Origin of the sequence: Streptomyces sp. CB02056 (assembly GCF_001905545.1) — a bacterium.
GTDB lineage: Bacteria > Actinomycetota > Actinomycetes > Streptomycetales > Streptomycetaceae > Kitasatospora.
Genome location: NZ_LIPD01000004.1, coordinates 673,259 through 698,486, shown reverse-complemented (window position 1 = coordinate 698,486; position 25,228 = coordinate 673,259). Strand labels below are relative to the sequence as shown.

Below are 25,228 nucleotides of genomic sequence, written 5' to 3'. Positions count from 1 at the left end.
GGCCGGAGGGAGCCCGCCGCTGACCGCGTCACATCGGCTTCTCGCCGAGAGCGGCCCGCAGCCAGTCCAGGGAGTCAGCGGCCAGGACGGCAACGGCGAGGTCGTTCGCGGTCTTCGTGGTGAGCCGGCCGCGGCTGTTGTCGATCCACCGCTGCGCGTTCGCGTAGCCCTGCGCCTTGTACTCGACGCCCTGGATCAGGCATTCCAGCTTGTCCGCGTCCCGGGCGCAGACCGCCTCCAACGACTCCTTCGCCTCGTACTCCGCGACGAGGTCCCGAATGGTCGAGGCCAGGACGTCCGGCATTCCCGCGACTTGGTCGGCCGTCACCGCCACCGGATCCGCACTCGGCGCGTACTTCTTGCCCAGGTGGTTGACGTCCCCGGTGCGCGATTCCTGGGAGTCGTGCCAGACCGCCAGGAACGCGGCCTGCGCCGGATCGGCGCCTTCGAGCCTGGCGATGACCGAGGCGATCATCGCGGTCCGCCAGGAGTGCTCGGCGACCGACTCGGGGTCACGGACACCGGCCATCCACCAGCCCGTGCGCTTGGTCTGCTTGAGCGTCCCGGCTTCGAACAGGAACCTCGCCACCGAGCCCAGGTCGTCCGTCACTGCCGACTCCTCTCATCCACGCCACGACCGACGTTACGCGGGCCGGGCCGCCGCAACCGCATCGGTGTACAACTCGGTGGTCAAGTCGTCCTCGCTGATGCCGAGTTCTCCGAGTACGGCACGGACCAGGGAGAGGGCGGGGGCGAGTTCGGCCGCCGTCGCAGCCGATGTCTCCACCTCGATGAACGTCGCTCCATCCAGTTCCGGAACGCGAACGAGCGTGGCCAGCACAGGCCACCCGTCCTGCTGGAAGCTGTAGTTGCGGCACCGCTTCTCGAACGCGATTCGCGGGGTGAAGCCGAGGCCTCGGACGATCTCGTGCATCGCGTCGGCATCCGCGACCCTGGTCTCGGCCTCCGGCTTCGACCCGGACGCCTCGTCCACCCGAGCGTCCTTGTACGTCAGCACGGTGCGCGTGTCGTCCTGGCCGTGCACGGTACGGATCCGCAGCTCCCGGTCAGCGCCCATCAGACTGCCGTCCGGCGCGTCATAGTACGTGTCCCGGTAGACCTCGGCCCGGCCGGAACCGTACCGCTCCTCCAGCTGCTTGAGCACGCCCTCCGGGTCCCGCACGATCGCCTTGAGCTCCGCTTCGATCGCCATCCCTCTGCCTTCCCTCAGATCACACGCTCGGCACTGTCCACCATGGCATCGAACTGCCGACACCAGCCCCGGTACAAGGGGCCGTGCGGAGTGGGCAGCACCTTATAGGTTGCCGACTCGTGCCCTTCCCAATCCGCGTCGAAGGCTCCGACGAACAGGGTGCGGTCCAGCCGGATGATCCGCCACACAGGCATCGTGCGGTACCGGTAGACCTCGACCTGTCCGTAGTCGGACAGCTCCCGCAGCCGGGCCTCCGCCAGTCGGATACCTCCGGCCAGCGAAGCCGTGGATTCTCCGATCTCGGCGGCACGGAACTCGGCAGCCGGCGACTCCGGGTCAAGGAGCAACACCCGCAAGCGGGGGGCGGGGCCGCCGTCGCGGCGCAGGTGCTGACGCAACAGAGAATCGCGCAGGGCGAGGAGACCAAGGCCACGCACGGCCAGGACGTCCAGTTCGGCTGCCGATCCCGCCGCACACTGGATCTCGGCGGAGGCCGATTCCTGGTCGCCGTACACACGGACGATCTCGGGAAACGCCGCCAGATCAAAGGCGGATCCGGACGCCCGCCGGCCGTCCGGCCGTGGTGCCAGCCCGAGTAGCCGCCGCGCATCGTCGGGAAGGTTGAGCCCGTCGGCGATCCGCTCGAAGACGTTCAGCTTCGTCACCAGCCGACGGCCGTTGAGGATCTCGTTCACCCGGCCTTGCGTCATACCCACCTGAACCGCCAACCGGGCCTGACTCGCGCCGCTGTGGTGCTGCACATAGCGGAACAGCGCGGCGACATCGCGGTCCCGCAGCGCGCACCGCACCTGATCGTTCTGCCAGGCGAGGTCGGCCAGCCTGATCGGTTCGAGCGCAGTGCCCATGAGGCGAACCCCTCGTCAATCGATCCATTCCACCGTGAGATTACCGTCTGGATATCGCCGACTGCGTTCGGTGACGCGATTCTGGATGCGCGGCCGACAGTGCGGACGAGGGCGAACCGGATCGAACTCGGCAGTCCCAGAACGGCCATGACACGCGGACGCGGCGAACGACAGGAGCGGACACATGACCACCCCACAGCCCAAACCCCCGAGGCCACCGGCGCCTCCCGGCCCCGGGCCGGACATGCCGGTGAGCGGGCCGACCGGCCGCGACTCCACGACGACCACCACGACCAGGTAGGAGATTCCCATGGGATGGGGCCTCGGCAAGGGCGGAAGCTCCGGCGGCGGCAGCGGCGCCAACGACGGCGGTCAGGGCAAGCACTCCGGCAAGAAGGACTTCAACACGACCCCGCAGAACCAGGATCACCAGGCGGGAAAGTCCACCAGCAAGCACGGCAAGGACAACGACAAGAAGTGACCACCAGCCAGAAGAGTCTGCTGCAGGCTGTTTCCCGCCAGCTCGGCCACGACGTGGCCCCGGAGTCGCGCAAGGCGGCCGAAGCGACCCCGCGCCACCGTTTTCTCCCTGACCGCATTTGGCTGGGGCCCGACGGCGGCTCCCTCACACCGTGCGACCGTGGACGCGAGCCCGACCGGTGGTTGGCCGCCGCCTACGCGGACGAGCCGGTCGTGACGCAGATCAACGACGGGCAGGAGGTGAAGGACCCGTCCGACGCCCTTCCGTCCTCCTCGGCTTCCGCCCCGTCGATCGTCTTCCGGATGCTCGAACTCCTGGACGTCGAACCGGGGATGAGGATCCTCGAAATCGGCACGGGCACCGGGTTCAACGCAGCTCTCCTGTCCCACCGGCTGGGTGACGCCAACGTGACCACGATCGAGATCGATCCCGTCCTCGCCGAACTCGCTCGTTCCAACCTCAAGGCCACCGGCTACGCCCCCACCGTGGTCCGGGGTGACGGAGGTCTCGGCTGGGGCGTCCAAGCGCCATTCGACCGTGTGGTGGCCACGTGCTCGGTACGGCGGGTTCTGTACGCTTGGATCCGCCAGAGTCGGCCTGGCGGAGTCATCCTCACCCCGTGGTGCGACGACTGGAGTCACGGCGGCCTGCTCCGCCTCACCGTCGGCGACGACGGGACCGCCAGCGGCCGTTACACCCCTGACAGCGCCTTCATGCTGATGCGTACCCAGCGCCTCGACCTCCGGCTCTTCCGGGACGTCGCCCTGGACGAGCACGTGCCCACCGAGTCCACGACCGCCCTCGACCCGTGGGCTGTCGCGGATTCCGCCTTCGAGACCCAGTTCGCCCTCGGCCACCGCCTCGGCGACCTCTGGTACGCCTGGCACCACGGCCCCGAGGTCGAAGGCGTGGTGACCCGCCTCTGGGTGGCAACGACCGACGGCGGCTCCTGGGCGGCCGTCGACTGGGACGGCCGCGAGAACACCGAGCGCTACACGGTGTGGCAGCACGGCCGGCGCCGGCTCTGGGAGGAGGTCGAGGCCGCTCACCGCTGGTGGCTCGACAACGACCGCCCCGGGCCGGACCGGTTCGGCTTGACCGTCACGCCCGAGGGGCACACCGCCTGGCTCGACGACCCGGCGAACGGGTGGCCCTTGCGGTAGGACCGCGCCCGCTCCCGGGCACACCCCTGCGCGCCCCCTCGGCTCTGGGGTCCGGAGCAGTTGGTGCCCCTTGAGCGCGTCCGCCTGGACGGCAGTGAGCCGGGACTCGACCATGTCCGGCCACTCCGAGAGGACGGCCACCACCTATCGCTCATGCGCGGATGCGGTAGGGGATCTCGGCAGGCCCCGGTTGTTCGAAAGCCGCAGCTGTTGCCGCCCGGCGGTCTCGGGGCTCAGTCCGTCAGTTCCCAGAGCAGCCGGTAGTAGGCGGTCCGCTCCGGGTCCGGGGCGATGCCGTAGGCGTCGAGCAGCGGCTGCTCCCAGCCGGGGCCGTAGTTCCACTGGGTGCTCCAGGTGGCGATGGCGAGGTCGGCCCAGCGGTCGGCGAGGCCGAGGGTGCCGAGGTCGACGTGGCCGGTGTGGGTGCCGTCGTCGCCGATCAGGGTGTTGGGGGCGCAGGCGTCGCCGTGGCAGACGACGAGGTGGTCGATCGGGGGGATGTCGGCGAGGGTGGCCAGGGCGCGTTCGACGGTGCCGTGGTGGCGCAGTTCCTCCGGCCAGTCGGCCGGGTCGGTGCGGCCCGCTTCCGCCTTGGCCCGGGCGTTCGTCAGGCGTGTTTCGGCGGACCAGTCGAAGGGGCAGTCCGCGACGGGCAGTGCGTCGTGGAGCGCGCGCAGGCCGGCGCCGATGGCGCGGACGGCGGTGGCGGGGTCGCGCTTCCAGTGCTCGTCCACGGCCGACCGGCCGGGCAGGCCCTGGGTGACGAGCCAGGATCCGGTTTCGTCGGCGCCCTCGCCGATGACCGGTGGCACCACGGCGAACCTCGCGGCCCAGCGCAGGCGGACCGCCTCCGCCGCGAGGTCGATGCCGGTGCCGGTGCCGGTGCCGGCCGGCGTCCACTTCACGAACTGCCGGGTGTCGCCGTGGCCGAGCTGGAAGGTCAGTCCGCCGAGTTCGTTCTCCCAGACGGCCCGTACCGGCCGTCCGGCCGCGAGCTCGGTGACGACGGGTGGCGGCTGGACGGGGCCCTGGGGCGCGGCGGCGATCATCCGCCCATTCTCACCGGGGCGGGCGGCAGCCTGCCAACCGTTTTGCGGGGCTCCGCCGCTACCAGGCGGCGGCCCGGAGGACGTCCTGGGCGAGGTCCTCGACCGACCGGTCGTCCGTCGGGACGCGGACCGCGCCGGCGCCGGGATTTCCTGTCGCCGGGATCTCCCGCCGCCGGGAGGGCGGGACGGCGGCGCTCCCGTTCCCGGGTACGCCGCCGTCCGGCCACCGCCCGTCGGTCTCAGCCGAGCGGCAGGGACTTGAACGCGCGGGCCTGCTCCGTGATGGCGCGTTCGGTGGGCAGCCGTTCCATCGAGGAGGCGCCGAAGAACCCGGCGATCCCGGTGGTGTGCTCCAGCACGTAGCGGGCGTCCTCGGGTTCGGCGATCGGGCCGCCGTGGCAGAGCACGATGATCTCCGGGTTGACCCGCTTCGCGGCGTCGTGCATCTCCTGTACGGCGGCCGCCGCCTGGTCGAGGGTAAGCGCGGTGGCCGCGCCGATGGAGCCCTTGGTGGTGAGCCCGACGTGCGGGACGAGCACGTCGGCGCCGGCCCGGGCCATGTCAGCGGCCTGCTCCGGGTCGAACACGTAGGGGGCGGTGAGCAGTTCGCGCTCGTGGGCCTGGCGGATCATGTCGACCTCCAGGCCGAAGCCCATCCCGGTCTCCTCCAGGTTCGCCCGGAACGTGCCGTCGATCAGTCCGACCGTGGGGAAGTTCTGCACCCCGGTGAAGCCGACGGCCTTCAGCTGGTCCAGGAAGTTGCCCATGATCCGGAACGGGTCGGTGCCGCACACCCCGGCGAGCACCGGCACCTCGCGGACCACCGGCAGGACCTCCCCCGCCATCTCCAGCACGATGGCGTTGGCGTCGCCGTACGGCATCAGGCCCGCCAGCGAGCCGCGGCCGGCCATCCGGTAGCGGCCCGAGTTGTAGATGATCAGCAGGTCGACGCCGCCGGCCTCCGCGCACTTGGCGGACAGGCCGGTGCCGGCGCCGGCTCCGATGACCGGCTTCCCGGCGGTGATCTGCGCGGTCAGGCGGGCCAGGGCTTCGGTGCGGTTCACGGGTGGGCTCCTCGTTCGGTGGGTGTCGTTCGGTGGGGGGTAACGGCAACGGTCAGGCGTGCGCGGTGATCAGCTGGTGCAGCCGGTCGGCGGCCGCGACGGCGAAGGCCGGATCGTTCAGGTGGGCGTCCAGCTCGCGCAGTTCGACCGGGCCGCCGGCCAGCGCCGAGCGCAGCGCCGCCAGGCCGGCCCGGTCGGCGGCCGGGTCGTGGAACGGCCCGCCCGGCGCGTCCACGGCGGACACCCCGCCGAGCGGCCAGAGCACCGTCACCGGGCCGCGCGCCGCGTTGAGCTTGTGCCCGAGGTCGGCGCCGACGGCGGACATCTCCTCGGCGGTGGTGCGCATCAGGGTCACGGTGGGGTTGTGGACCAGCAGCCGGCGCTCGGCGAAGCGCTCCGGGACGGTTTCCCGGGGGCCGAAGTTGACCATGTCCAGCGCGCCCGGCGCGACCACCTGGGGGATGCCGGCCCGTCCGGCCGCGGTCAGCCGGTCGGGCCCGGCGCTGAGCACGCCGCCGACCAGTTCGTCCGCGAGTTCGGTGGTGGTCAGGTCCAGGACGCCGGCCAGGAAGCCGCCCGCGGCCAGCTTCTCCAGCGCCCGGCCGCCGGCCCCGGTGGCGTGGAACACCAGGACCTCGTAGCCGAGTTCGTCCAGGCGCTCGCGGGCGGCGTCGACCGCGGGCGTGGTCACGCCGAACATGCTGGCGCCGACCAGCGGGCGGCCGTGCGGACGCGGGGCGGCCAGCACCCGCTCGTGCCGGACGGCCATGCCCGCGGCGGCCGCCGCCGCGTTCCCGAGGATCAGCGAGGACACCGAGTTGATGCCCGCGACGTCCACCACGCTGTACATCAGGGTGACGTCGCTGCTGCCCACGTACGGTGCCACGTCCCCGCCCGCCATGGTGGACACCAGCAGCTTGGGCACGCCGACCGGCAGCGCCTGCATCGCGCGGGCCGCGATGGACGACCCGCCGCTGCCCGCCACCGCCAGGACGGCGTGCAGCCGGCCCGACCGGTACAGCTCGCCGACCAGCCGCTCTGCGCCCTGAGCCATCGCCGTCACGGCCGCCCCGCGGTCGCCCGCGGAGCGCAGCGCCGCCAGGTCGTGCCCGGCGGCCCGGGCGACCTCCTCCGGGCCGAGGTCGGCGGCGGGCGTGCCGGGGGGCGGCGGCAGCACGCCGGCGTCGACCATGACCACCTCGCAGCCGTCCTCCCGCAGCCGCTCGGCGAGCCACGCGTACTCCGCGCCCTTGGTGTCCAGTGTCCCGACCAGTACGACGGTCGCCATGTCCCTGCTCCTTTGAACGGACGGTGCCCCGATCATCCGGCGGGGCCGGGACGGCGGCAAAGACCACTTGCGGGCAAGTGGCCTGCCGTCGGCCCCGGTCACCGGGCCGGACGGCGGCCGGGGCCACCGGGGCATCATGGACGGCATGGACCGGATCCCCGCCACCCGCCTGTCGCGCCTGCTCACCGGCTGGGCCGCCGACGGTCCGGGGGCCCTGCCGCGGCTGCTCGCGGACGCGCTGCGCGAACTGGCCGAGCGCGGTGACGTGGCCCCCGGCACCGCGCTGCCCTCGCAGCGGGCGCTGGCCTCGGCCCTCGGGGTCAGCCGCTCCACCGTCACCTCCGCGTACGGGCTGCTGGAGGCGGAGGGGCGGTTGGAGAGCCGGCACGGCAGCGGCTCGCGGCTGCGCGCCTCGGGGGCGGTCGGCGAGCCCGTCGGCGAGGGGCGGCTCGCCAGTTTCGGCACCCGGGACGGCGTCGTCGACCTCTCCAGCGGGGCGCTGGAGGGCCTGCCCGCCGTGGCGGACGCCCTCGACTCGCTGTCCGGCCGGGACCTCGCCGCCGCACTCGCCGGTGACGGCTACCTCCCGTACGGGCTGCCGCGGCTGCGCGAGCTGCTGGCCGAGCAGTACCGCGCGGCCGGCCTGCCGACCTCGCCGGACCAGATCCTGGTCACGGCCGGGTCCCAGCAGGCGCTCTGGCTGATCACCCAGGGGCTGGTCGAGCCGGGCGACACCGTGGTCGTCGAGGACCCGACCTACCGGGGCGCCCTGGAGGCGCTGCGCGCCCGGGGCGCACGCCTGGTGCCGCTGCCCGCGTACGGCTCCCGCTCCGGCGCGGCCCGCGCCACCGACGTGCACGACGACGGGCCCGCCGCCCTGGCCCGGCTGACCGGCCGGATCCGCCCGCGCCTGGTGTACCTCCAGCCGGCCGTGCACAACCCGACCGGGCGCGCCATGAGCGGGCCGACCCGACGGGCCTGGGCCGCCGTCCTGGCCGAGCGCGGCCTGTACACCGTCGAGGACAACGCGTACGCGGAGCTGTCCCTGTCCGAGGACGGCGCGCCGCCCCCGCTCGCCGCACAGCTGCCGGACGGCACGACCGCGACCATCGGCACCCTCTCCAAGCTCTACTGGGGCGGCCTGCGGCTGGGCTGGATCCGCGCCTCCCGCCCGGTCATCCACCGCCTGGCCGAGCTCCGCAAGTCCGTCGACCTCTCCTGTCCGGTGGTGGAGCAGCTGCTCGCGGTGCGACTGCTCCAGGGGCTGCCGGAGGCGCGGGCCCGGCGCCGCGCGCAGCTGCGCGAGCGCCTCGCCGCGGCCGAGCGGCTGCTCACCGCGCAGGCGCCGCACTGGCGTTGGGAGCGGCCGGCCGGCGGCTCCGCGCTGTGGGTCGAGCTCCCCGGCACCGACGCCGAGGCCACCGCCCAACTGGCCCGCCGGGCCGGGGTCCTGGTGGTGCCCGGGCCCGCCTTCTCCGCCGTCGACGGCTTCCGCAGCCGCCTGCGGCTGCCGTTCGCCGCCCGGCAGGACCAGCGTGACCCGCACGACCAGTACGACCGGTTGGCCGCCGCCCTGCCCGTCCTCCTGCACAGCGCCGACCGCGCCGGCCCGGTCCGCTGAGCAGCCGTACCCGCGGAACCGTCCGCCCCGCGCCCCCCGGCTCAGCGGCGGAGGGCCTGGCGGGTGCGGCGGGCGAGGCGGTGGGCGCGTTGGACGGCGACGAAGGCGGGCATGGAGTCGGCCTGGGTGAGCCGGTACTTGAGGCGGAGCTGGGGGCTGAGGCCGGCCTGGGCCTCGGGGCCGATGGCCTGGAGGAGCCGGGCGACGTGCTGCTGGTAGGCGGCGCGGTAGGCGCGGTCGCCGTCCGGGACGGTCCAGAAGAACATCGGGATCTCCTCGACCAGGCAGTTGCGGTCGTAGGCGCGCAGGTGCTCGGCGAAGGCGGGTTCGGGGCGGGCGAGCAGCCATTCGCGGACGAGTTCCATCGAGCGGACCCGGTCGACGACACCGCGCGGGTCGGTCTTCTTCTGGGTGATGGAGAGGTCGCCGTCCTCGCGCACCCGCCAGTGGTAGACCGGGTCGGCGAGCACGTCGACGCGTGCGGCGAGGAAGTGGTGGGGCACGCTGACCGGGGCGTCCTCGTACAGGATGCCCTCGGGGTACGTCAGGCCGGCGCCGTCGAAGAAGGAGCGCCGGTAGACCTTGTTCCAGGCGGTGCGGTCGGTGACGAGGGCGGGGGTCTCGCCGATGTGGGTGCGCAGCCGGGTCTCGTGGAACGGGCGGCGGTGGGCGTGCGAGGGGCTGAGGCCGGAGGTGCGCAGCCGCAGGGCGTTGCCGGCGGCGAAGTCGGAGCCGGTCCCGTCGAGGGTGCTGATCATCAGCTGGTAGGCGTGCGGCGGCACGATGTCGTCGCTGTCGACGAAGGCCAGGTACTCGGTGCCGGGGGTGAGGTGGCGCCAGCCGGTGTTGCGGGCGGCGCCGAGGCCCTGGTTCCGCTGCCGGACCAGTCGGAAGCGCCCGTCCCGCTCGGTGTACTCCTCGGCGATGACGGGGCCGTCGTCGGTCGAGCCGTCGTCGACCAGGACGCACTCGAAGTCCTCGAACGTCTGGGCCGCGATCGAGTCCAGGCACTCCCCGAGGTAGCGCTCGACGTTGTAGATCGGGACGACGAGGGAGAGACGCGGGGCCATCGCACGGCCTTTCGCTCAGGACACGAGCGGACGGGCCGGGCGGCCGTCGACCGCCGGTCACCGACAGTGGCCCGAGCATACGGACCGTATGCGGCCCGCGGGCGAACGCCGGGTTGAATCGAGCGAGCGGAACGGTGCAATCACCGGTCCGCCGGGGCGTCGGCCGCGCCCGGCGTCAACCCGCCCGCGCGGGACGCCCCTTGGGGCGCAAGGGGAGGGCCCCGGACCGCCCGACCGGTCCGGGGCCCTCCGTCACCCGAACCGGGTCAGGCGCTCTTGACGGCCGCGAAGCGGTCCGAGACGTCCTGCCAGTTGACGACGTCCCACAGGCGGGTGACGTAGTCCGGGCGGACGTTGCGGTACTGCAGGTAGTAGGCGTGCTCCCAGGCGTCGAAGGCCAGCAGCGGGGTGGTGCCCTGGCCGACGTTGCCGTGGTGGTCGTAGACCTGCTCGACGATCAGGCGCTGGCCGAGCGGCTCCCAGGACAGGATGCCCCAGCCGGAGCCCTGCACGCCGGTGGTGGCGGTGGTGAGCTGCTTCTTGAAGGCGTCGAAGCTGCCGAAGTGCTCGGTGATGGCGTCGGCCAGCTCGCCCTCGGGGCGGTCGCCGCCCTCGGGCGAGAGGTTCTGCCAGAACAGCGAGTGCAGCACGTGGCCCGACAGGTGGAACGCGAAGGTCTTCTGCAGGCCGACCAGGCCGCCGAACTGCTCCTTGTCGCGGGCCTCGGCCAGCTGGTCCAGGGTGTCGTTGGCGCCCTTGACGTACGCGGCGTGGTGCTTGGAGTGGTGCAGCTCCAGGATCTCGGCCGACATCGCCCGCTCCAGCGCGGAGTAGTCGTACGGCAGGTCGGGAAGCGTGTAGGTGCCCATCAGGACACGGCCCCTTTCGGCGGGTTGAACGGTGGTGATCGTGCCGGGACAACACTATTGCGTATCAGTTGCAAGAACGAAGCATGGGCTCCTGCTTATTCCCGCACGTCCCGTCGGGCACAATGACCGCCGCTGACCACCCGTCCGGCCCAGCCGACTCGCCCCGCCCGCCCGACCCGGCCGACCTGCCCGGCCCGTACGCCCCGCCACCCCGGCGGCCCGTCACTCCGCCGCACCGGCGCCCCTCCGGCAACGTTTCGGTCTCGTAGACCGGCAATCCGTTCCCGGGGCTTCCCTCCGTGTTCGCCGTTGTGCCATTTTACATGTCACACAGCAAGGCCCGTGCGCCCCACGCAGCGCGGCCACCCCCACCCTCAACGGCCCCGGAGGCCCCCACAGATGCGTCCCTCCTCGATAGCGAAGGACGGCGCGCGCAGACTCCCTGCGCTCGGCACCGCCCTCCTCCTCTCGCTCGGCCTGTTCGCACCCGCGGCGCAGGCCGCCGCCCCCGCGGCCGCCCCGGCCGGTCAGCCCGCCACCTCGGCCGGCCAGACCGCCGCACCGCGCACGATCCCGGTGCCCAAGTCCCCCGACACCCCCAAGGACGCCCGTCCGCTGGTCTCGGACCCGCAGGCCAAGGCCACCGCCCCGACGGCGGGCAGCACCGTCGGCGCCGCCAGGTCGGCACGGGCGCTCACCGCCGCCGCCTGCGACGTCTCCGCCTTCACCGGCAAGTCCGGTGCCGCGCTGGTCCAGCAGGTCAAGGGGGCCGGGCTCGACTGCGTCAACACCCTGTTCACGCTGACCGGCAACGACGCCAAGGGCGCCTTCAACGAGGCCCAGATGGTCACCGTCGCCAACGCCCTGCGCGACACCGCCGCCACCTACCCCGGCGACAACTCCACCTCCGCCGGGCAGCTGGTGCTCTTCCTGCGGGCCGGCTACTACGTGCAGTGGTACAACAAGGACGTCGTGGGCCCGTACGGCACCGGCCTCCAGACCGCCATCCGCGGTGCGCTGGACGCCTTCTACGCCGCCCCGCACAGCAAGGACGCCACCGACGCCAACGGTGCCACCCTCGCCGAGGCCGTCACCCTGATCGACAGCGCCCAGGAGAACGCCCGCTACACCGGCGTCGTCAAGCGGCTGCTGAACGACTACACCGGCAGCTGGCCCGCCACGATGACCACCGCCGTGGCCAACACCGAGACCGTCATCGAGCGCGGCTTCGACCTGCCGGAGTTCGTCTCCGCCCTCCAGGCCGACCCGACCTTCGCGACCACCGTGTCGTCCTTCGTCACCCGCAACAGCGGCCAGCTCAACGGCGGCGACACCGTCACCAAGATCGGCATCCAGCTCGGCAACCTGGTCGCCAACGACGCGCTGCGCGCCCAGGGCCGGCCGATCGTCAAGGACCTGATCAACCGCTACCCGCTGGTCGGCAACACCGGTCCGCTCACCATGAACCTGCTCTGGTTCACGGAGAAGAAGGACGCCGGCAACTGCTCCTACTACGGCACCTGTGACGTCCCGGCCAAGCTCGTGCCGCTGGTGCTCACCGTCGACCACACCTGCAACGCCAACCTGCGCATCCGCGCCCAGGACATGACCGCGCAGCAGCTCGCCGACACCTGCACCAGCCTGGTCAACCAGGACGCGTTCTTCCACAAGGTGGTCAAGGACAACGGCCCGGTCCCGAACGACAACAACACCAACCTCGAGGTCGTCGTCTTCGACGACTACTACAACTACAGCCTGTACGCCTGGGAGATGTACAAGATCGACGTCGACAACGGCGGCATGTACGAGGAGGGCAACCCGGCCACGGTCGGCAACCAGGCCCGCTTCATCGCCCACGAGGCCTCCTGGCTGCGCCCCCAGTTCCAGATCTGGAACCTCAACCACGAGTACACCCACTACCTCGACGGCCGCTACGACATGTACGGCGACTTCGAGGCCGGCATGACCACCCCGACCATCTGGTGGGTCGAGGGCCTCGCCGAGTACGTCTCCTACAGCTACCGCGGCGCCCACTACGACGACGCGGTCGCCCAGGCCGGCAAGGGCACCTACGCGCTGAGCACCCTGTTCGACACCACCTACGACAACGCGGACTCCACCCGGATCTACAACTGGGGCTACCTGGCCGTCCGCTACATGCTCCAGTCGCACCCGCAGGACGTCGACGCGCTGCTCGCCAAGTACCGCGCCGGTGACTGGAACGGCGCCCGCACGCTGCTGAAGACCACCATCGGCACCGCGTACGACGCCGACTTCGCCACCTGGCTCAAGGCCTGCGCCGCCGACAACTGCGGCTCGCTGCCCACCACCGAGCAGCCCAAGGCCCCGCTCTGCACCGCCACCGACGCCCGGCAGTACGACAAGAACTGCCGCCGCGACAACGTCGCCGCCACCACCGGGAACTACAGCTACAGCTTCCTGAACCTGCCGGCCGGCGTGAAGCAGCTGACCATCACCACCAGCGGGGGCACCGGCAACGCCGACCTCTACTACAACGCCGGCTCCTGGGCCACCACCGGATCCTCCACGGCCAAGTCCGCCACCGGCGGCAACGGTGAGACCCTGACCATCACCAACCCGCCGGCCGGCTACGTCTTCTTCAGCCTCTACGCCCAGCAGGGCTTCGGCGGCGTCACCGTCACCACGACCTACAACTGACACCGACGCCCCACGACCGACCGACTGCCGCAGGCAGCAGGGCCCCGCGACTTCGCGGGGCCCTTTCGCTTTCCCGTTCCGACCCCCCGCCCGGGGATATCCAGGGGTTATAACGATTCGGCCATCGAATAGGCCGTCAACGGCCCGTAAGAGATCGCATATTCCTCTGCCGAGGGGGTGTCCGGGCGGCGAAGTTTCGGTTAGTGTCCATGAACAGATCAACCGGTTCGGCCTCCGGCAACGGAATGCCGAATATCTCTGACGGCTCGGGTGCGGCATTCTCGCCACACCCGCCAATCCCCGGAATGGAGAGTTAGTCATGAAGATGGTCAAGGCGCTCGTCAAGAAGTTCAAGAAGAACGACGACCTCGCGAACCACGCGTGGGTGCTGCACGTTATCTAACGTGTCCAGCCGCTGGCGGGGGCCGGGTCGGCCGTGCCCCCGCCGGCGCCACGGCGCGTCCGGGATTCCTCCGCGCGCCACGCCGAACACACTGACCTGCCATTTCGCATTGGAGGCCGGATTCCCGTGGAAGAAATGGCGACGGCAACCGCGCGCAGCCGTTCCCTCGTGTTCGCCCCGAGGATTCAGGAGCTGCTGGCCAGGGACGAGAAGGTGTTCCGGATCGACCCGTCGAAGGTCGGCGTCTCGGACTCCCGGCTGATGGCCGAAATCGTCGCGGCCCGCCCCGTCCTTTCCACCGAGCGATCGGTCTACAAGCCCGCCGCCGGCTCCGACATCCCCCACGACAGCGCGACGCGCACCATCCGCGCACTGGGGCAGGACGCCATGGCGGGCATCCGCAAGCCGCCGCCCCCGGCGCGCGGCATGGCCGGCTCCTGGCCCTACGCGGGCACCTCCTACCTGCGCCGCTGGCTGTTCTCTGACGACCCGCTGCCGGTCTCCCTGCTGTCGAAGCGCGGCGTCACCCGCTCCGACACCCTCTCCCGGCTCGTCGACCGCGCCGTCACCGCCTGGCCCGGCTCCGCCGACCAGGACGGGGGCACCGAACTGGCCGGACTGATCCGCGGCGCCGACGAGACGCTGGAACGCAAGCAGGCCATCGCGATGTACCGGCGGGCGACGGCGACCCTCTGCGACGGCGTGGCCGCCCTGGCCGGCAACGCCCTGTGGCTCATGGGCCCGGAACGGGACCGGCCGGAGCACCGCGCCAAGCTCACCGACGTCCTCTGGGAGACCCTGCGCCTGCTCCCGCCCGCCTGGATGCTCTACCGCAACGGCGGCGCGGCCTACACCGAACTCCACCCCGAGATCCGGCCCGAGGACGACGCCGCGCTCTTCCCGCTGCTGATGCACCGCCACCCCGACTACTGGTCCGACCCGCTGGACTTCCGCCCCGAGCGCTGGGACGGCGTCGCGGACCCGGAGAAGACACCCGGGTTCATGCCCTTCGGCTTCGACGGCGCCCGCTGCTGGGCCAAGCACCTGATCGTGCCGCTGGCCGAGCAGCTGCTGACCGCGGCCCTGGACAACCGGCTGGTCGTCCACAGCCCGCGGCAGGACGCGCAGGTGCCGCTGCGCTCGCTGCTCGCCGTACGGTTCGAGGCGCGGGTCCGGGCCTGACGCCCCGGCGCCGCCTCCGGAACACCCCCGCCGCCCCGGAAGACCCCTGACACCACGGGACACACCATGGAATCGCCCACACTGGCCGACTGGGTCGGCGACGTCGACGGCTTCACCGGCCGCCAGTGGCAGCGCGAGCCCGCGCTCTTCCCCCGGAAGGCCCCGGAGGCGCCCGCCGCGCCCGCCACGCCCGCCTCGCCCTTCGACCTCGACGAACTCGACGCCGCCTTCGACGGCGGGCTGCTGCGCACGCCCTACCTGGAGATGGTCCGCTCCGACAAGGTGACCATCCCGCCGGAGGCCTTCACCACCTCGCGCACCGTCAACGGCACGGCGCACCACGGCTTCGCGGACCGCGCGAAGGTGCTCGCCCAGCTGCGCCGCGGGGCGACCCTGCTGCTGCGCTGCGTCGACCAGTGGCACCGCCCGACCGGCGAACTGGTGGCGCGGCTCTCCGAGGAACTCGACCGGCGGGTGGAGGCGTTCTTCTTCGTCACCCCGGCCGGCGCCCAGGGCCTCGCCGTGCACCGCGACGACGCCGACGTGTTCGTCCTCCAGGCCGCCGGACGCAAGACCTGGTACGTCCACGACGCGCCGACGACGGCGGACTGGCGGCTCGGCGAACTCCCCGAGGACGAGCGCTCCCCGCTGCGCCTGCACGGCGTCCTGGAACCCGGCGGCGTGCTCTACATCCCGCGCGGCTTCGCCCACCGGGCGGTCGGCGCCGGGGGCCTGTCCGCCCACCTGTCGCTGACCGTCCGCGACCTCTCCGTCCAGGACCTGCGCACCGCCCTGGAAGGGCAGTTGGCCGAAGGCCTCGGCCTGCCGGCCCGCCCGCTCGGCGAGCCCGCGATCACCGACGCCTGCGCCGCCCTGCTCGCCCACGCCCGGACGAGGCTCGACGCGCTCGGACCGGAGGACCTCCTGCGCGCCGCCCGCGCCGCCCGGACCGGCACCCCCCACGCCCCGGCAGCCCCGGCCGAACCCGCGGAAACCCTCACCGAGGCCGCCCGCACCTGGGAGTCCGCCACCCCCGCCGACGGCCGCTCCGGGCTCGCCTCCGTCGGCCGCACCTGGCGCCGCCTGCGCGGCGCGGCCGGGTAGCCTGCGGCGACGGCAGCGACAGCCCGGTGCAAGGAATCCGCCTCGATGATCTGATCGACCGACAGGATGCCTCGGACTGACTGACGTTCGACCGGCGAAGCCGCCCCGACTCGACGACCCTCTCCGTTCCGGGCAGCGCTGGGGCAGACTGCTCACCATGCGATCAGAAGATCAGAGGGGCGCCCTGCCCAAGCCCGTCCTGCCGGACGTCGCCGCCGCCCGCGCGATCGGTCCCGAGGCCGCGGTGAAGGCCCGCTGGGAGGGGATCGTCCTGTCCTGGGAATGGCTCCAGCAGGACATCGGGCACGGCCCCGGCAGCTGCCACGACGGCCTGGTGCGGCTGCTGAAGGCCGCCCGCGCCGAGCCCCGACTGGGCCGGCTCTTCCCCTGGACCAGCCACCACGACCTGCACTTCAGCCTGTCGACCTCGGCCCCGTGGACCGCCGCGGGCGTGCCGTTCGCCGTTCCGCTGGACGGCGGCGGCTACCAGGTCCGCGGCCAGGGCGGCGCCGGGGTGCTCGGCACGCCCGCCACCCCGGAGGAGGCCGTCGCCCTGCTCGTCGAACACCTCCCGCCGGACCTCGGGCCGGTGTTCAACCACCCGGCGGACGAACCACGCTGAGGCCGCCGGGGTGGCAGCGCCCCGCACCGGGGGTCACGATGGAAGCCCGGCCACCTCCGGCCCCGGCCCGATCGGAGCGCGATGAGCGACCAGCACAACGTCGTCCTGCTGACCTTCCCCGACGCCGCCGCCTGGCGCCCGGCCTTCGACGAGGCGCAGCACCTGCCGGGCCTGCGGATGGTGGCGGCGATGGAGCGCAGCGCCGACGGGCTGCTGGAGGTCGCGGACACCTTCACCCGGGGCGCGGGGGTGGCGACCGTCGGCTCGGGTGTGCTGGGCGGCCTGATCGGGCTGCTCGGCGGGCCGGTCGGCGTGCTGCTGGGCTTCGCGGCCGGCGCGGCGCTCGGCAACGCGGCCGAGGAGCACCAGGCGAGCGAGGGCGGCGCCGGGCTGATCATGCTCTCGCCCCGGGTGCCGGACGGCGGGGCGCTGCTCGCCGTGGAGCTCCGGGAGTCCTCGCCCGCCCCGGCGGACGAGCTGGCCGCCCGGCACGGGGCCTCGGTCGAGCGGATCGACGCGCGCGAGTTCGCCGAGCAGGTCCGGGCGGCCGAGCAGAAGGCGGACGACGCGGGGGCCTCCTGAGCGGCACGGGGCCTTCTGAGCCGCGCGGGGGCCTCCTGAGCCGCGGGGGCCGTACGGGACCGGGCGTCCGGTCCCGCACGGCCCCCGCCGTCACTCCGCCCGCAGCGCGTCCACGGTGCGCGCCCGCGCCGCCCGTACGGCCGGGAGCAGCGCGCCGAGCAGGGCGATCGGCACGCCGCCGAGGCCGAGCAGGACCAGCGCCGGGGTACCGAAGACGTCCAGCGCGGCGGGCGGGAAGTTCAGCCCGGCGCTGTGGCCCATCGCGGGCACCGTCAGGCCGTGCAGCAGCAGCCCCACCGGCAGGCCGAGCGCACCGCCGACGGCACCGGTCAGCAGGACCGAGGCGAGGACGACGCCCACGGTCTGGGCCGGGGTCATGCCGAGCGCCTTGGCGACGCCGGTGTCCCGGGTGCGCTCGCGGATCTCCAGGACGACGGTGTTGAACACCCCGAGCCCGGCGACCACGAGCAGCAGCAGGGTGAGCGTGGCGGTGAGCGAGTTCAGGGCGGCGATCGAGCCGCTGGAGCCGTGCGGCCCGCCGGTGTCGGCGGTCATGTGTGCCGGGGCGAGCGCGGCGGTGAGGGCGGCGGCGTAGCCGGCGCGGTCGGTGCCCGGCTTCAGCTTGACGAACCAGAAGTCGGGGGTCGGGGCCGTTCCGGGCGGGTAGCTGCCGGCGTCGGTGAGCAGTTCGTTGGTCTGCACGTGCGGGTCGAAGACCTCGCCGACGATCCGGACGGTGACGGCCCGGCCGTGGGTCGTGAAGGTCACCTGGTCTCCGAGGTTGACGGAGGCCTCGGTCAGGAAGGTGGACGGGGCGACGGCCTCGCCCGGGCCCCGGTACCAGCGGCCGCTGACCATCTTGTAGCCCGCCCAGGACGAGTCGCCGTCGAAGGCGGTCACCGTGGTGGCGCCGGCCACCCCGGGGACGGTGACGTCCTCGGTGCCGTTGCCGAGGTACCCGGCGGTGCCCGGCTGGGCGTCCAGCGCGGCGGTGACGACGGCCCGGTCGGCCGGGACGGGCCTGGCCGGCACCGTTCCGGGCGGGCCGTCCGGCCGGACCGGGTGCACCGCGACGTCCCCCGCGTCGCGGGTCTTCGCCTCCTGCACCCAGCTCATCGTCCCGCCCATGCCCACCGCGAAGACGGCCGCCGCCGTGCCGAACAGCACTGCCGCGAGCATTCCGGCCGCGCGGGCCGGGCGGGCGAAGGGCTGGGCGAGGCCGAGGCTGAGCGGCCTGGGCAGCGGCAGCCGGGCGGCCAGTGCGGCGGCGCGGGCGGCCAGGACGTCCCGCCGGGTGCCGCCCGCGGTCCGGCCGACGGCGAGCGCGTCCACCGTGCGCAGCCGGCCGGCCCGGGCGGCGGCGGCCCAGGCGACCAGCGCGACGGCGGCCAGGGTGCCGCCGGCCACCGCGACGTCCACCCAGGGGACGAGGCCGGAGGTGTCGGTGCCGTACAGCGAACCGGTGGTGGCGAGCACCGGGACGGTCAGCGCGTTGCCCACGACGACCCCGAGCAGGGTACCGGCGGCGGCCGGGACCAGCGCCTGGGCGACGTACGCCCGCACCACCTGGGCGGGGGTGCAGCCGAGCGCCTTGAGCACGCCGATCCGCCGGGTGGCGGTGCCGACCGCGCCGGCCACCACATTGCCCGCGACCAGCACGGACATCGCCATGCCGAGCAGGCCGAAGGCGACCATGAAGGGCAGGAACAGCGCGGTGTTGCGGTCCGATCCCTGTTTGGCGGTGAGCCAGGACTGGGCGCCGGTGAGCGCCCCGGCGGGGGCGGCGGCGGTGACGGCGGCCCGGTCGGCGGCCATGGCGTCGGCGCTGCCGGCGTCGCTGAAGCGGTAGAGCATCTGGTAGCCGGGGGTGCTGCCGGGCGCGGTGAGGGCGGTGACGGTCTCCGGGGTCACCCAGGCGTCGGCGGTACGGCTGACGGAGCGGGCGAGGCCGACGACCTTGAGGGTCGGCGCCCCCGGCAGGCCGGGCACCCGCAGGCTGCCGCCCAGGCCCCTCGGCTGGTCGTGGTATCCGGCGTCGACCACCACCTCGCCCGGCCGCTGCGGCCAACTCCCTTGGACCAGGGTGACGTTGTCGACGCCGACGGCGGCCGAGCCACGCCCGGCGACGGTCATCGGCCCCATCGTCACCCCGGGCGGCATGCCCAGGCCGGGGCCCGGCTCGGGGTCGACGGTGACGGTGCGGTACGGCCCGGCGGCGGCCGCCACCCCGGGGGCGTGCGCGGTGGCGGCGAGCTGGTCGGCGCTCGCCCGGGCGCCGTCGAAGCGCGCGGTGAGGTGGGCGCCGCGCTGGTGGTCGAAGGCCTGGTCGAAGGGGTCCTGGGAGGCGACCAGCAGCGAGCCGCCGAGGACGGAGCAGGTGGTGGCCACCAGGGCGGCCAGCCCGACCGCGACGGACTGCGTCCGGCGCCTGCGCACACCGGCCCGGACGACCCTGCCGAGCGCGCTCATGCCGTCACCGCCGGGCCCGGAGCCGTACCCGAAGTCGAAGCCCCGGCCGCGGCCGCACCCGAGGCCACGTCCGGCCCCGAAGTCGACCCCGGACCCGAGTCCGCCTCGACCCGGCCGTCCCGCATCCGCACGGTGCGGGTGGCGCAGTCCTCGGCCAGGGTCAGGTCGTGGGTGACGAGCAGGACGGTCTGCCCGTCCTCGTGCAGTTCCCGGAACAGCTCCTTGACGTCCTCGCCCGAGGCCGAGTCCAGCGCCCCGGTCGGCTCGTCCGCCAGCAGCAGTGTCGGCCGGTTCATCAACGCCCGTGCCACCGCGACGCGTTGGCGCTCACCGCCGGAGAGCCGGCCCGGGTGGGCGCGGGCATGCCGGTCGATGCCGAGGCTCTCCAGCAGTTCGGCGGCCCGGCGCCGGGCCTCGGCACGCGGGACGCCGGCCAGTTCGCCGGCCAGCACCACGTTGTCGGCCACGGTGAGGTCGTCCAGCAGGTTGAAGAACTGGAACACCATGCCGATCGTGCCGCGCCGGTAGCGGGCCGAGGCCGCCTCGCCCAGCCGGTCCACCCGTACCCCGGCCACGGTGACCGTCCCGGCGCTCGGCCGGTCCAGCCCGGCGACCAGGTTCAGCAGGGTGGACTTCCCGCTGCCGGACGGGCCGAGCACGGCCACCGACTCCCCCGCCCGCACGCTCAGCGTGACCCCGTCCAGGGCCGCCCGGGCGCCCTCGTAGTGACGGCTCACCCCGTTCAGTTCGATCACCGGATCGCCGCTCATGTCCCCGCTCCTCGTCGTTGCCCGCCTGGTGACGAGGACGAAGGTACGAACGGGCGGCCCGCGCCCGCGTCAGCCGTCCGCCGCACCATCGCTACCGCGTCCGGCGGACCCGGGCGCGAGGTCATCCTTCCGACGTAGTCGCCGGATGTACCCGCCGCCCGCCACCCGCGGGGCTGTCCCCCGGCGCCCGCGCCCCCCACAATGTCCCGGTGATCAACCATCCGACGGTGCGGCGGCTGCGCGCGGCGGTCCGGCTGGCCGGCGGCCCGGGCATACCGCCGCCGCCCCGGCCGACCAGGCGCGGCCTGGCCTTCGACCTGGCCCTGGCCCTCTTCCTCGCGCTCACCGGCGGGCGCTACGCGACCATCGCGCAGAACCCCGGCCATCCGGACCGGCACAGCCTGTTGCTGCTGCTGGTGCCGCTCGTCCCGCTGCCGCTGGTGCTGCGCCGGCGCCACCCGCTGGCGGTCCTCTGGGTGGTCCTGCCCGCCGCGCTGCTGGTCCGGCACGAGTCGGAGGACATCGCGTACGCGGCGGGCGTGGCGGTGATCGTCGCCGCGTACAGCGCCGCCGCGTACGGGCGCCGAGCGACGGCCCTGCTGCTGAGCCTGCCGGCCGCGACCGCCGCCCTCGTGGTGCTCTTCGCCGCGGCCAAGCTGCCGCACTTCCCCAACGGGGTGATGGCCGTCCTGGTCCTGGTGCCGGTGTTCGCGGTCGCCTACGAACTGCGGATGTGGCGCCGCCGGGTGGACGAGGGGCGGGAGCGGCTCTCCGCCCTGGAGCGCGGGCAGCTGGCCGCGCTGGAGCGCGCGGTGGAGCTCGAACGGGCCCGGATCGCCCGGGAGTTGCACGACGTCGTCACCCACAACGTGAGCATGATGACGATCCAGGCCGGGGCGGCCCGCAAGATCCTGGACACCGCCCCGGACAAGGCCCGCGAGGCGATGGCCGCGGTGGAGTCCGGCGGGCGCGCGGCGATGACCGAACTGCGGCACGTGATGGGCCTGTTGACCATCGACTCGGAGAGCGCCGGCAACCCGGCCGCCGAGGCCGACCTCAGCCCGCAGCCGGGCCTCGGCCGCCTGGAGGCGCTGGTCCACGGCGTCCGGCAGGCCGGGCTGCCGGTCGAGCTGACCGTCCGCGGCGAGCGCCGGCCCGTCCCGCCCGGGGTCGAGCTGGCCGCCTACCGGGTGGTCCAGGAGGCGCTCACCAACACCGTCAAGCACGCGTCCGGCGCCGACGCCGCGGTGACCGTCGAGTACGCCCCCGACCGGCTGCTGGTCGAGGTCACCGACACCGGCGGCCGCCCCACCGGCGCCGCCGCCACCGGCAACGGACGCGGCCTGCTCGGCCTGCGCGAACGCCTCGCCGTCTACGGCGGCACCCTGCACACCGGCCCCCGGCCGCGCGGCGGCTACCGCGTCAAGGCCCTTGTCCCCCTGGAGAGTTCATGAACGAGCAGCCGCTGCGGGTGGTGGTCGCCGACGACCAGGCCCTGGTCCGCACCGGGTTCCGGCTGATCCTGGAGTCGGAGGGCATCGACGTGGTGGCCGAGGCCGAGGACGGCGAACAGGCCGTCGCCGCCGTCCGGCGCACCAGGCCGGACGTGGTGCTGCTGGACATCCGGATGCCCGGCCTGGACGGGCTGGAGGCCGCCCGCCGGATCCTGGCGGACGGGGCGCGGCAGCCGCCGCGGATCATCATGCTGACCACCTTCGACCTCGACCACTACGTCTACGCGGCGATGGCCGCCGGGGCCAGCGGCTTCCTGCTGAAGGACGTCACCCCGGAGCACCTGGCGGCCGCCGTCCGGCTGGTCCGCACCGGGGACGCGCTGCTCGCCCCGGCGATCACCCGCCGCCTGGTCGAGCGCTTCGCCCGCCCGGACGACCCGGGCGCCGCCGCCGTCGCCCCGCACCGGGAGCTGGGCACGCTCACCCCGCGCGAGCTGGAGGTGATGGCGCTGCTCGCCCGCGGCCTCAGCAACGCCGAACTCGCCGCCCGGCTGGGGCTGTCCGAGGCGACGGTGAAGACGCACGTGGCCCGGATCCTCGGCAAGCTGGGCCTGCGGGACCGGGCCCAGGTGGTGGTCGCGGCGTACGAGACCGGGCTGGTCAGCGTGGGGTCCGCGGACGCCGCCCGGTAGCGGCGGCGGGAGCCCGGCAACGACGGCGGGAGCCCGGGGTCGACACCCCGGGCTCCCGCCGCGTCAGCCGCGGGTGCGGATCACGCCAGGTCGAAGCGGTCCGCGTTCATGACCTTGGCCCAGGCCGCGACGAAGTCCTCGACGAACTTCTCCTTGGCGTCGTCGCTCGCGTACACCTCGGCGACGGCCCGCAGTTCGGCGTTCGAACCGAAGACCAGGTCGGCGCGGGTGCCGGTCCACTTCACCCGGCCCGACTCGTCCCGGCCCTCGAAGGTGTGCGCGTCCTCCGAGGTGGCCTTCCAACTGGTGCCCAGGTCCAGCAGGTTGACGAAGTAGTCGTTCGTCAGCACGCCCGGCGTCCCGGTGAGCACCCCGTGCGCGGACCCGCCGTGGTTGGCGCCCAGCACGCGCAGGCCGCCGACCAGCACGGTCAGCTCGGGGGCGCTGACGCCCAGCAGATTGGCCTTGTCGAGCAGCAGGTACTCGGCCGGCAGCCGGTTGCCCTTGCCGACCCAGTTGCGGAAGCCGTCCGCCTTGGGCTCCAGCGCGGCGAAGGACTCGGTGTCGGTCAGCTCCTGCGGCGCGTCCACCCGGCCGGGCTCGAACGGCACCTCGACCGCCAGGCCGGCCGCCTTCGCGGCCTGCTCGACGCCGACGCCGCCGGCCAGCACCACCAGGTCCGCGAGCGAGACCTGCTTCTCGCCGGCCTGCGCGTTGAACTCCCGCTGGACGCCCTCCAGGGCGCGCAGCACCGTGGCCAGCCGGTCGGGCTCGTTGACCTCCCAGCCGATCTGCGGCTGGAGCCGGACGCGGCCGCCGTTGGCGCCGCCGCGCTTGTCGCTGGAGCGGAACGAGGAGGCGGCCGCCCAGGCGGTGGAGACCAGCTCGGACACCGACAGGCCGGTGGCGGTGATCCGCCGCTTGAGGTCGGCGACGTCGGCCGCGCCGATCCGCTGGTAGGTGACCTCCGGCAGCGGGTCCTGCCAGAGCAGGTGCTCGGCGGGGACCTCCGGGCCGAGGTAGCGGACGACCGGGCCCATGTCGCGGTGGGTCAGCTTGTACCAGGCGCGGGCGAAGGCGTCGGCGAACTCCTCCGGGTTCTCCAGGAAGCGCCGGGAGATCGGCTCGTAGACCGGGTCGAAGCGCAGCGAGAGGTCGGTGGTGAGCATGTTCGGGGCGTGCCGCTTGCCCGGGACGTGCGCGTCCGGCACGGTGCCCTCGCCGCCGCCGTCCTTGGGCTTGTACTGCCAGGCGCCGGCCGGGCTCTTGGTGAGCTCCCACTCGTAGCCGAACAGCGTCTCGAAGAAGCTGTTGTCCCAGGTGATCGGGGTGGCCGTCCAGGTGACCTCCAGACCGCTGGTGATCGCGTCGGCGCCGACGCCGGTGCGGAAGCTGCTCTTCCAGCCGAGGCCCTGCTGCTCCATGGGGGCGGCCTCGGGGTCCGGGCCGACGTTGTCGGCCGGGCCGGCGCCGTGGGTCTTGCCGAAGGTGTGGCCGCCGGCGATCAGCGCGACGGTCTCCTCGTCGTTCATCGCCATCCGGTAGAAGGTCTCGCGGATGTCGCGGGCGGCGGCGAGCGGGTCGGGGTTGCCGTTGGGGCCCTCGGGGTTGACGTAGATCAGGCCCATCTGGACGGCGGCCAGCGGGTTCTCCAGCTGGCGGTCGCCGGTGTAGCGCTCGTCGCCGAGCCAGGTGGTCTCGGGGCCCCAGTAGACGTCCTCGTCCGGCTCCCACTCGTCGACCCGGCCGCCACCGAATCCGAAGGTCCGGAAGCCCATGCCCTCCAGGGCCACGTTGCCGGACAGGATGATCAGGTCGGCCCAGGACAGGGCGCGCCCGTACTTCTTCTTCACCGGCCACAGCAGGCGGCGGGCCTTGTCCAGGCTGGCGTTGTCCGGCCAGCTGTTCAGCGGGGCGAAGCGCTGCTGGCCGCCGCCGGCGCCGCCGCGGCCGTCGCTGATCCGGTAGGTGCCGGCGCTGTGCCAGGCCATCCGGATGATGAAGGGGCCGTAGTAGCCGAAGTCGGCCGGCCACCAGTCCCGCGACGTGGTGAGGGCCTCCTGGATGTCCCGCTTGACGGCCGGGAGGTCGAGGGTCTTGAAGGCCTCGGCGTAGTCGAACTCCGCGCCGAGCGGATTGGCCACGGCGGGATTCTTCGCGAGGATCTTCAGATTGAGCCGTTCCGGCCACCACTGGCGGTTCCCGCCGCCCTGGGTGGGGTGCGGCGCGCGCCCGTGGTTCACCGGGCAGCCCTCCGCGTTCGCCTCTACGCCGGTTGCATCGTGGTTGTCAGACATGGGAATCCTTCCCTCACAAGGCGGATCACGGTGTCTTCATCTGCTACCTACGGCACCTACTGCTGCGGTCTGGCCTGGTGCGCCCCGTGGTGTTCCCGCTCGGCACCGCGTCCGGCGGTGACGGGAGTGGTGACGGGAGTCACGTGCTGCTGCTGTCCAGGCTAGCGCCGGAGCCGATCCTACGGTGGACGGAATCCAAGTCAAGAAAGACACCAAGCCCATATCCGATCGGGATCCGGAGGGCGCCGGAAGCGCATTGGTAAACTCCGGTCCTCCCCATTACCTGAATA

At 73.3% G+C, this 25,228-nt stretch carries 21 protein-coding genes; 10 read left to right on the top strand and 11 right to left on the bottom strand.

All coding sequences use genetic code 11. From position 1 onward, the window contains the following. Nucleotides 1–28 precede the first annotated feature (28 nt). The 3 genes from AMK13_RS15070 to AMK13_RS15060 are packed head-to-tail and all read right to left on the bottom strand — an operon-like array spanning nt 29 to nt 2,079. Complete coding sequence (locus tag AMK13_RS15070) at nt 29–610, bottom strand: HD domain-containing protein (RefSeq protein ID WP_074002553.1); 582 nt, start codon at nt 608–610, stop codon at nt 29–31. Between the two features lie 33 nt (nt 611–643). Next, on the bottom strand, nt 644–1,213 hold the full coding sequence (gene cyaB / locus AMK13_RS15065; RefSeq protein ID WP_074002552.1) for a class IV adenylate cyclase: 570 nt from the start codon (nt 1,211–1,213) through the stop codon (nt 644–646). Between the two features lie 14 nt (nt 1,214–1,227). Then, the gene (locus tag AMK13_RS15060; RefSeq protein ID WP_074002551.1) at nt 1,228–2,079 is read right to left on the bottom strand and encodes a helix-turn-helix domain-containing protein; all 852 of its coding nucleotides are present in this window, start codon (nt 2,077–2,079) and stop codon (nt 1,228–1,230) included. A 310-nt stretch (nt 2,080–2,389) separates the two neighbouring features. On the opposite strand from AMK13_RS15060, the gene AMK13_RS44830 reads away from it, so the two are divergent. Next, nucleotides 2,390–2,560 (top strand): hypothetical protein, encoded by a 171-nt coding sequence (locus tag AMK13_RS44830; RefSeq protein ID WP_241852882.1) that lies wholly within the window; start codon nt 2,390–2,392, stop codon nt 2,558–2,560. Then, nucleotides 2,557–3,723, top strand: coding sequence for a methyltransferase domain-containing protein (locus AMK13_RS15055; protein WP_074002550.1), 1,167 nt, complete (start codon nt 2,557–2,559; stop codon nt 3,721–3,723). Before AMK13_RS44830 ends, AMK13_RS15055 begins: the two co-directional genes overlap by 4 nt. 233 nt (nt 3,724–3,956) lie before the next feature. On the opposite strand, the gene AMK13_RS15050 is transcribed toward AMK13_RS15055, so the two are convergent. The 3 genes from AMK13_RS15050 to AMK13_RS15040 all read right to left on the bottom strand — a co-directional run bounded on the left by AMK13_RS15050 (nt 3,957) and on the right by AMK13_RS15040 (nt 7,124). Beyond that, nucleotides 3,957–4,772, bottom strand: a complete 816-nt coding sequence (locus AMK13_RS15050; protein WP_074002549.1) for an aminoglycoside 3'-phosphotransferase — start codon at nt 4,770–4,772, stop codon at nt 3,957–3,959. A 239-nt stretch (nt 4,773–5,011) separates the two neighbouring features. Beyond that, nucleotides 5,012–5,836, bottom strand: a complete 825-nt coding sequence (locus AMK13_RS15045; protein WP_074002548.1) for a phosphoenolpyruvate hydrolase family protein — start codon at nt 5,834–5,836, stop codon at nt 5,012–5,014. Between the two features lie 52 nt (nt 5,837–5,888). Beyond that, a complete protein-coding gene (locus AMK13_RS15040; protein WP_074002547.1) occupies nt 5,889–7,124 on the bottom strand; it encodes a Tm-1-like ATP-binding domain-containing protein in 1,236 nt (411 codons plus the stop codon). A 145-nt stretch (nt 7,125–7,269) separates the two neighbouring features. Between AMK13_RS15040 and yczR the strand changes: the two genes are divergently transcribed. After that, on the top strand, nt 7,270–8,745 hold the full coding sequence (yczR, locus tag AMK13_RS15035) for an aminotransferase-like domain-containing protein (protein WP_158077703.1): 1,476 nt from the start codon (nt 7,270–7,272) through the stop codon (nt 8,743–8,745). A gap of 41 nt (nt 8,746–8,786) precedes the next feature. Here yczR and AMK13_RS15030 read toward each other — a convergent pair whose 3' ends face one another. After that, nucleotides 8,787–9,815: a glycosyltransferase family 2 protein gene (locus tag AMK13_RS15030; RefSeq protein ID WP_074002545.1), complete on the bottom strand. Its 1,029-nt coding sequence runs from the start codon at nt 9,813–9,815 to the stop codon at nt 8,787–8,789. A gap of 266 nt (nt 9,816–10,081) precedes the next feature. Next, a complete protein-coding gene (locus tag AMK13_RS15025; protein ID WP_049649981.1) occupies nt 10,082–10,684 on the bottom strand; it encodes a superoxide dismutase in 603 nt (200 codons plus the stop codon). 399 nt (nt 10,685–11,083) lie between these two features. Between AMK13_RS15025 and AMK13_RS15020 the strand changes: the two genes are divergently transcribed. The 5 genes from AMK13_RS15020 to AMK13_RS15000 all read left to right on the top strand — a co-directional run bounded on the left by AMK13_RS15020 (nt 11,084) and on the right by AMK13_RS15000 (nt 17,256). Further along, a complete protein-coding gene (locus tag AMK13_RS15020) occupies nt 11,084–13,363 on the top strand; it encodes a M9 family metallopeptidase (protein ID WP_198959347.1) in 2,280 nt (759 codons plus the stop codon). Between the two features lie 538 nt (nt 13,364–13,901). Next, on the top strand, nt 13,902–14,948 hold the full coding sequence (locus AMK13_RS15015; RefSeq protein WP_074002544.1) for a cytochrome P450: 1,047 nt from the start codon (nt 13,902–13,904) through the stop codon (nt 14,946–14,948). Nucleotides 14,949–15,014: 66 nt separating this feature from the next. Further along, the gene (locus AMK13_RS45885) at nt 15,015–16,052 is read left to right on the top strand and encodes a JmjC domain-containing protein (protein ID WP_074002543.1); all 1,038 of its coding nucleotides are present in this window, start codon (nt 15,015–15,017) and stop codon (nt 16,050–16,052) included. A gap of 157 nt (nt 16,053–16,209) precedes the next feature. Beyond that, on the top strand, nt 16,210–16,674 hold the full coding sequence (locus AMK13_RS15005; RefSeq protein WP_143204541.1) for a DUF6193 family natural product biosynthesis protein: 465 nt from the start codon (nt 16,210–16,212) through the stop codon (nt 16,672–16,674). Nucleotides 16,675–16,755: 81 nt separating this feature from the next. Beyond that, the gene (locus AMK13_RS15000; protein ID WP_049649979.1) at nt 16,756–17,256 is read left to right on the top strand and encodes a hypothetical protein; all 501 of its coding nucleotides are present in this window, start codon (nt 16,756–16,758) and stop codon (nt 17,254–17,256) included. 90 nt (nt 17,257–17,346) lie between these two features. Here the strand turns inward: AMK13_RS15000 and AMK13_RS14995 are convergent, their stop codons facing one another. After that, complete coding sequence (locus tag AMK13_RS14995; RefSeq protein WP_074002542.1) at nt 17,347–19,725, bottom strand: ABC transporter permease; 2,379 nt, start codon at nt 19,723–19,725, stop codon at nt 17,347–17,349. Beyond that, the gene (locus AMK13_RS14990) at nt 19,722–20,495 is read right to left on the bottom strand and encodes an ABC transporter ATP-binding protein (RefSeq protein ID WP_074002541.1); all 774 of its coding nucleotides are present in this window, start codon (nt 20,493–20,495) and stop codon (nt 19,722–19,724) included. Before AMK13_RS14990 ends, AMK13_RS14995 begins: the two co-directional genes overlap by 4 nt. Nucleotides 20,496–20,704: 209 nt before the next feature. On the opposite strand from AMK13_RS14990, the gene AMK13_RS14985 reads away from it, so the two are divergent. Next, a complete protein-coding gene (locus tag AMK13_RS14985; protein WP_107418740.1) occupies nt 20,705–21,949 on the top strand; it encodes a histidine kinase in 1,245 nt (414 codons plus the stop codon). Next, on the top strand, nt 21,946–22,641 hold the full coding sequence (locus tag AMK13_RS14980) for a response regulator (RefSeq protein ID WP_049650744.1): 696 nt from the start codon (nt 21,946–21,948) through the stop codon (nt 22,639–22,641). Before AMK13_RS14985 ends, AMK13_RS14980 begins: the two co-directional genes overlap by 4 nt. Nucleotides 22,642–22,721: 80 nt before the next feature. On the opposite strand, the gene katG is transcribed toward AMK13_RS14980, so the two are convergent. Next, on the bottom strand, nt 22,722–24,938 hold the full coding sequence (gene katG / locus AMK13_RS14975) for a catalase/peroxidase HPI (protein WP_074002540.1): 2,217 nt from the start codon (nt 24,936–24,938) through the stop codon (nt 22,722–22,724). Between the last annotated feature and the right edge of the window lie 290 nt (nt 24,939–25,228).

Excerpts from the sequence above, each read along its gene's own strand:
- cyaB (WP_074002552.1), bottom strand. The coding sequence starts at position 1,213 with ATGGCGATCGAAGCGGAGCTCAAGGCGATCGTGCGGGACCCGGAGGGC.
- AMK13_RS15060 (WP_074002551.1), bottom strand. The coding sequence starts at position 2,079 with ATGGGCACTGCGCTCGAACCGATCAGGCTGGCCGACCTCGCCTGGCAG.
- AMK13_RS44830 (WP_241852882.1), top strand. The coding sequence starts at position 2,390 with ATGGGATGGGGCCTCGGCAAGGGCGGAAGCTCCGGCGGCGGCAGCGGC.
- AMK13_RS15050 (WP_074002549.1), bottom strand. The coding sequence starts at position 4,772 with ATGATCGCCGCCGCGCCCCAGGGCCCCGTCCAGCCGCCACCCGTCGTC.
- AMK13_RS15040 (WP_074002547.1), bottom strand. The coding sequence starts at position 7,124 with ATGGCGACCGTCGTACTGGTCGGGACACTGGACACCAAGGGCGCGGAG.
- yczR (WP_158077703.1), top strand. The coding sequence starts at position 7,270 with ATGGACCGGATCCCCGCCACCCGCCTGTCGCGCCTGCTCACCGGCTGG.
- AMK13_RS15030 (WP_074002545.1), bottom strand. The coding sequence starts at position 9,815 with ATGGCCCCGCGTCTCTCCCTCGTCGTCCCGATCTACAACGTCGAGCGC.
- AMK13_RS15025 (WP_049649981.1), bottom strand. The coding sequence starts at position 10,684 with ATGGGCACCTACACGCTTCCCGACCTGCCGTACGACTACTCCGCGCTG.
- AMK13_RS15020 (WP_198959347.1), top strand. The coding sequence starts at position 11,084 with ATGCGTCCCTCCTCGATAGCGAAGGACGGCGCGCGCAGACTCCCTGCG.
- AMK13_RS15015 (WP_074002544.1), top strand. The coding sequence starts at position 13,902 with ATGGCGACGGCAACCGCGCGCAGCCGTTCCCTCGTGTTCGCCCCGAGG.
- AMK13_RS45885 (WP_074002543.1), top strand. The coding sequence starts at position 15,015 with ATGGAATCGCCCACACTGGCCGACTGGGTCGGCGACGTCGACGGCTTC.
- AMK13_RS15005 (WP_143204541.1), top strand. The coding sequence starts at position 16,210 with ATGCGATCAGAAGATCAGAGGGGCGCCCTGCCCAAGCCCGTCCTGCCG.
- AMK13_RS15000 (WP_049649979.1), top strand. The coding sequence starts at position 16,756 with ATGAGCGACCAGCACAACGTCGTCCTGCTGACCTTCCCCGACGCCGCC.
- AMK13_RS14995 (WP_074002542.1), bottom strand. The coding sequence starts at position 19,725 with ATGAGCGCGCTCGGCAGGGTCGTCCGGGCCGGTGTGCGCAGGCGCCGG.
- AMK13_RS14990 (WP_074002541.1), bottom strand. The coding sequence starts at position 20,495 with ATGAGCGGCGATCCGGTGATCGAACTGAACGGGGTGAGCCGTCACTAC.
- AMK13_RS14980 (WP_049650744.1), top strand. The coding sequence starts at position 21,946 with ATGAACGAGCAGCCGCTGCGGGTGGTGGTCGCCGACGACCAGGCCCTG.
- katG (WP_074002540.1), bottom strand. The coding sequence starts at position 24,938 with ATGTCTGACAACCACGATGCAACCGGCGTAGAGGCGAACGCGGAGGGC.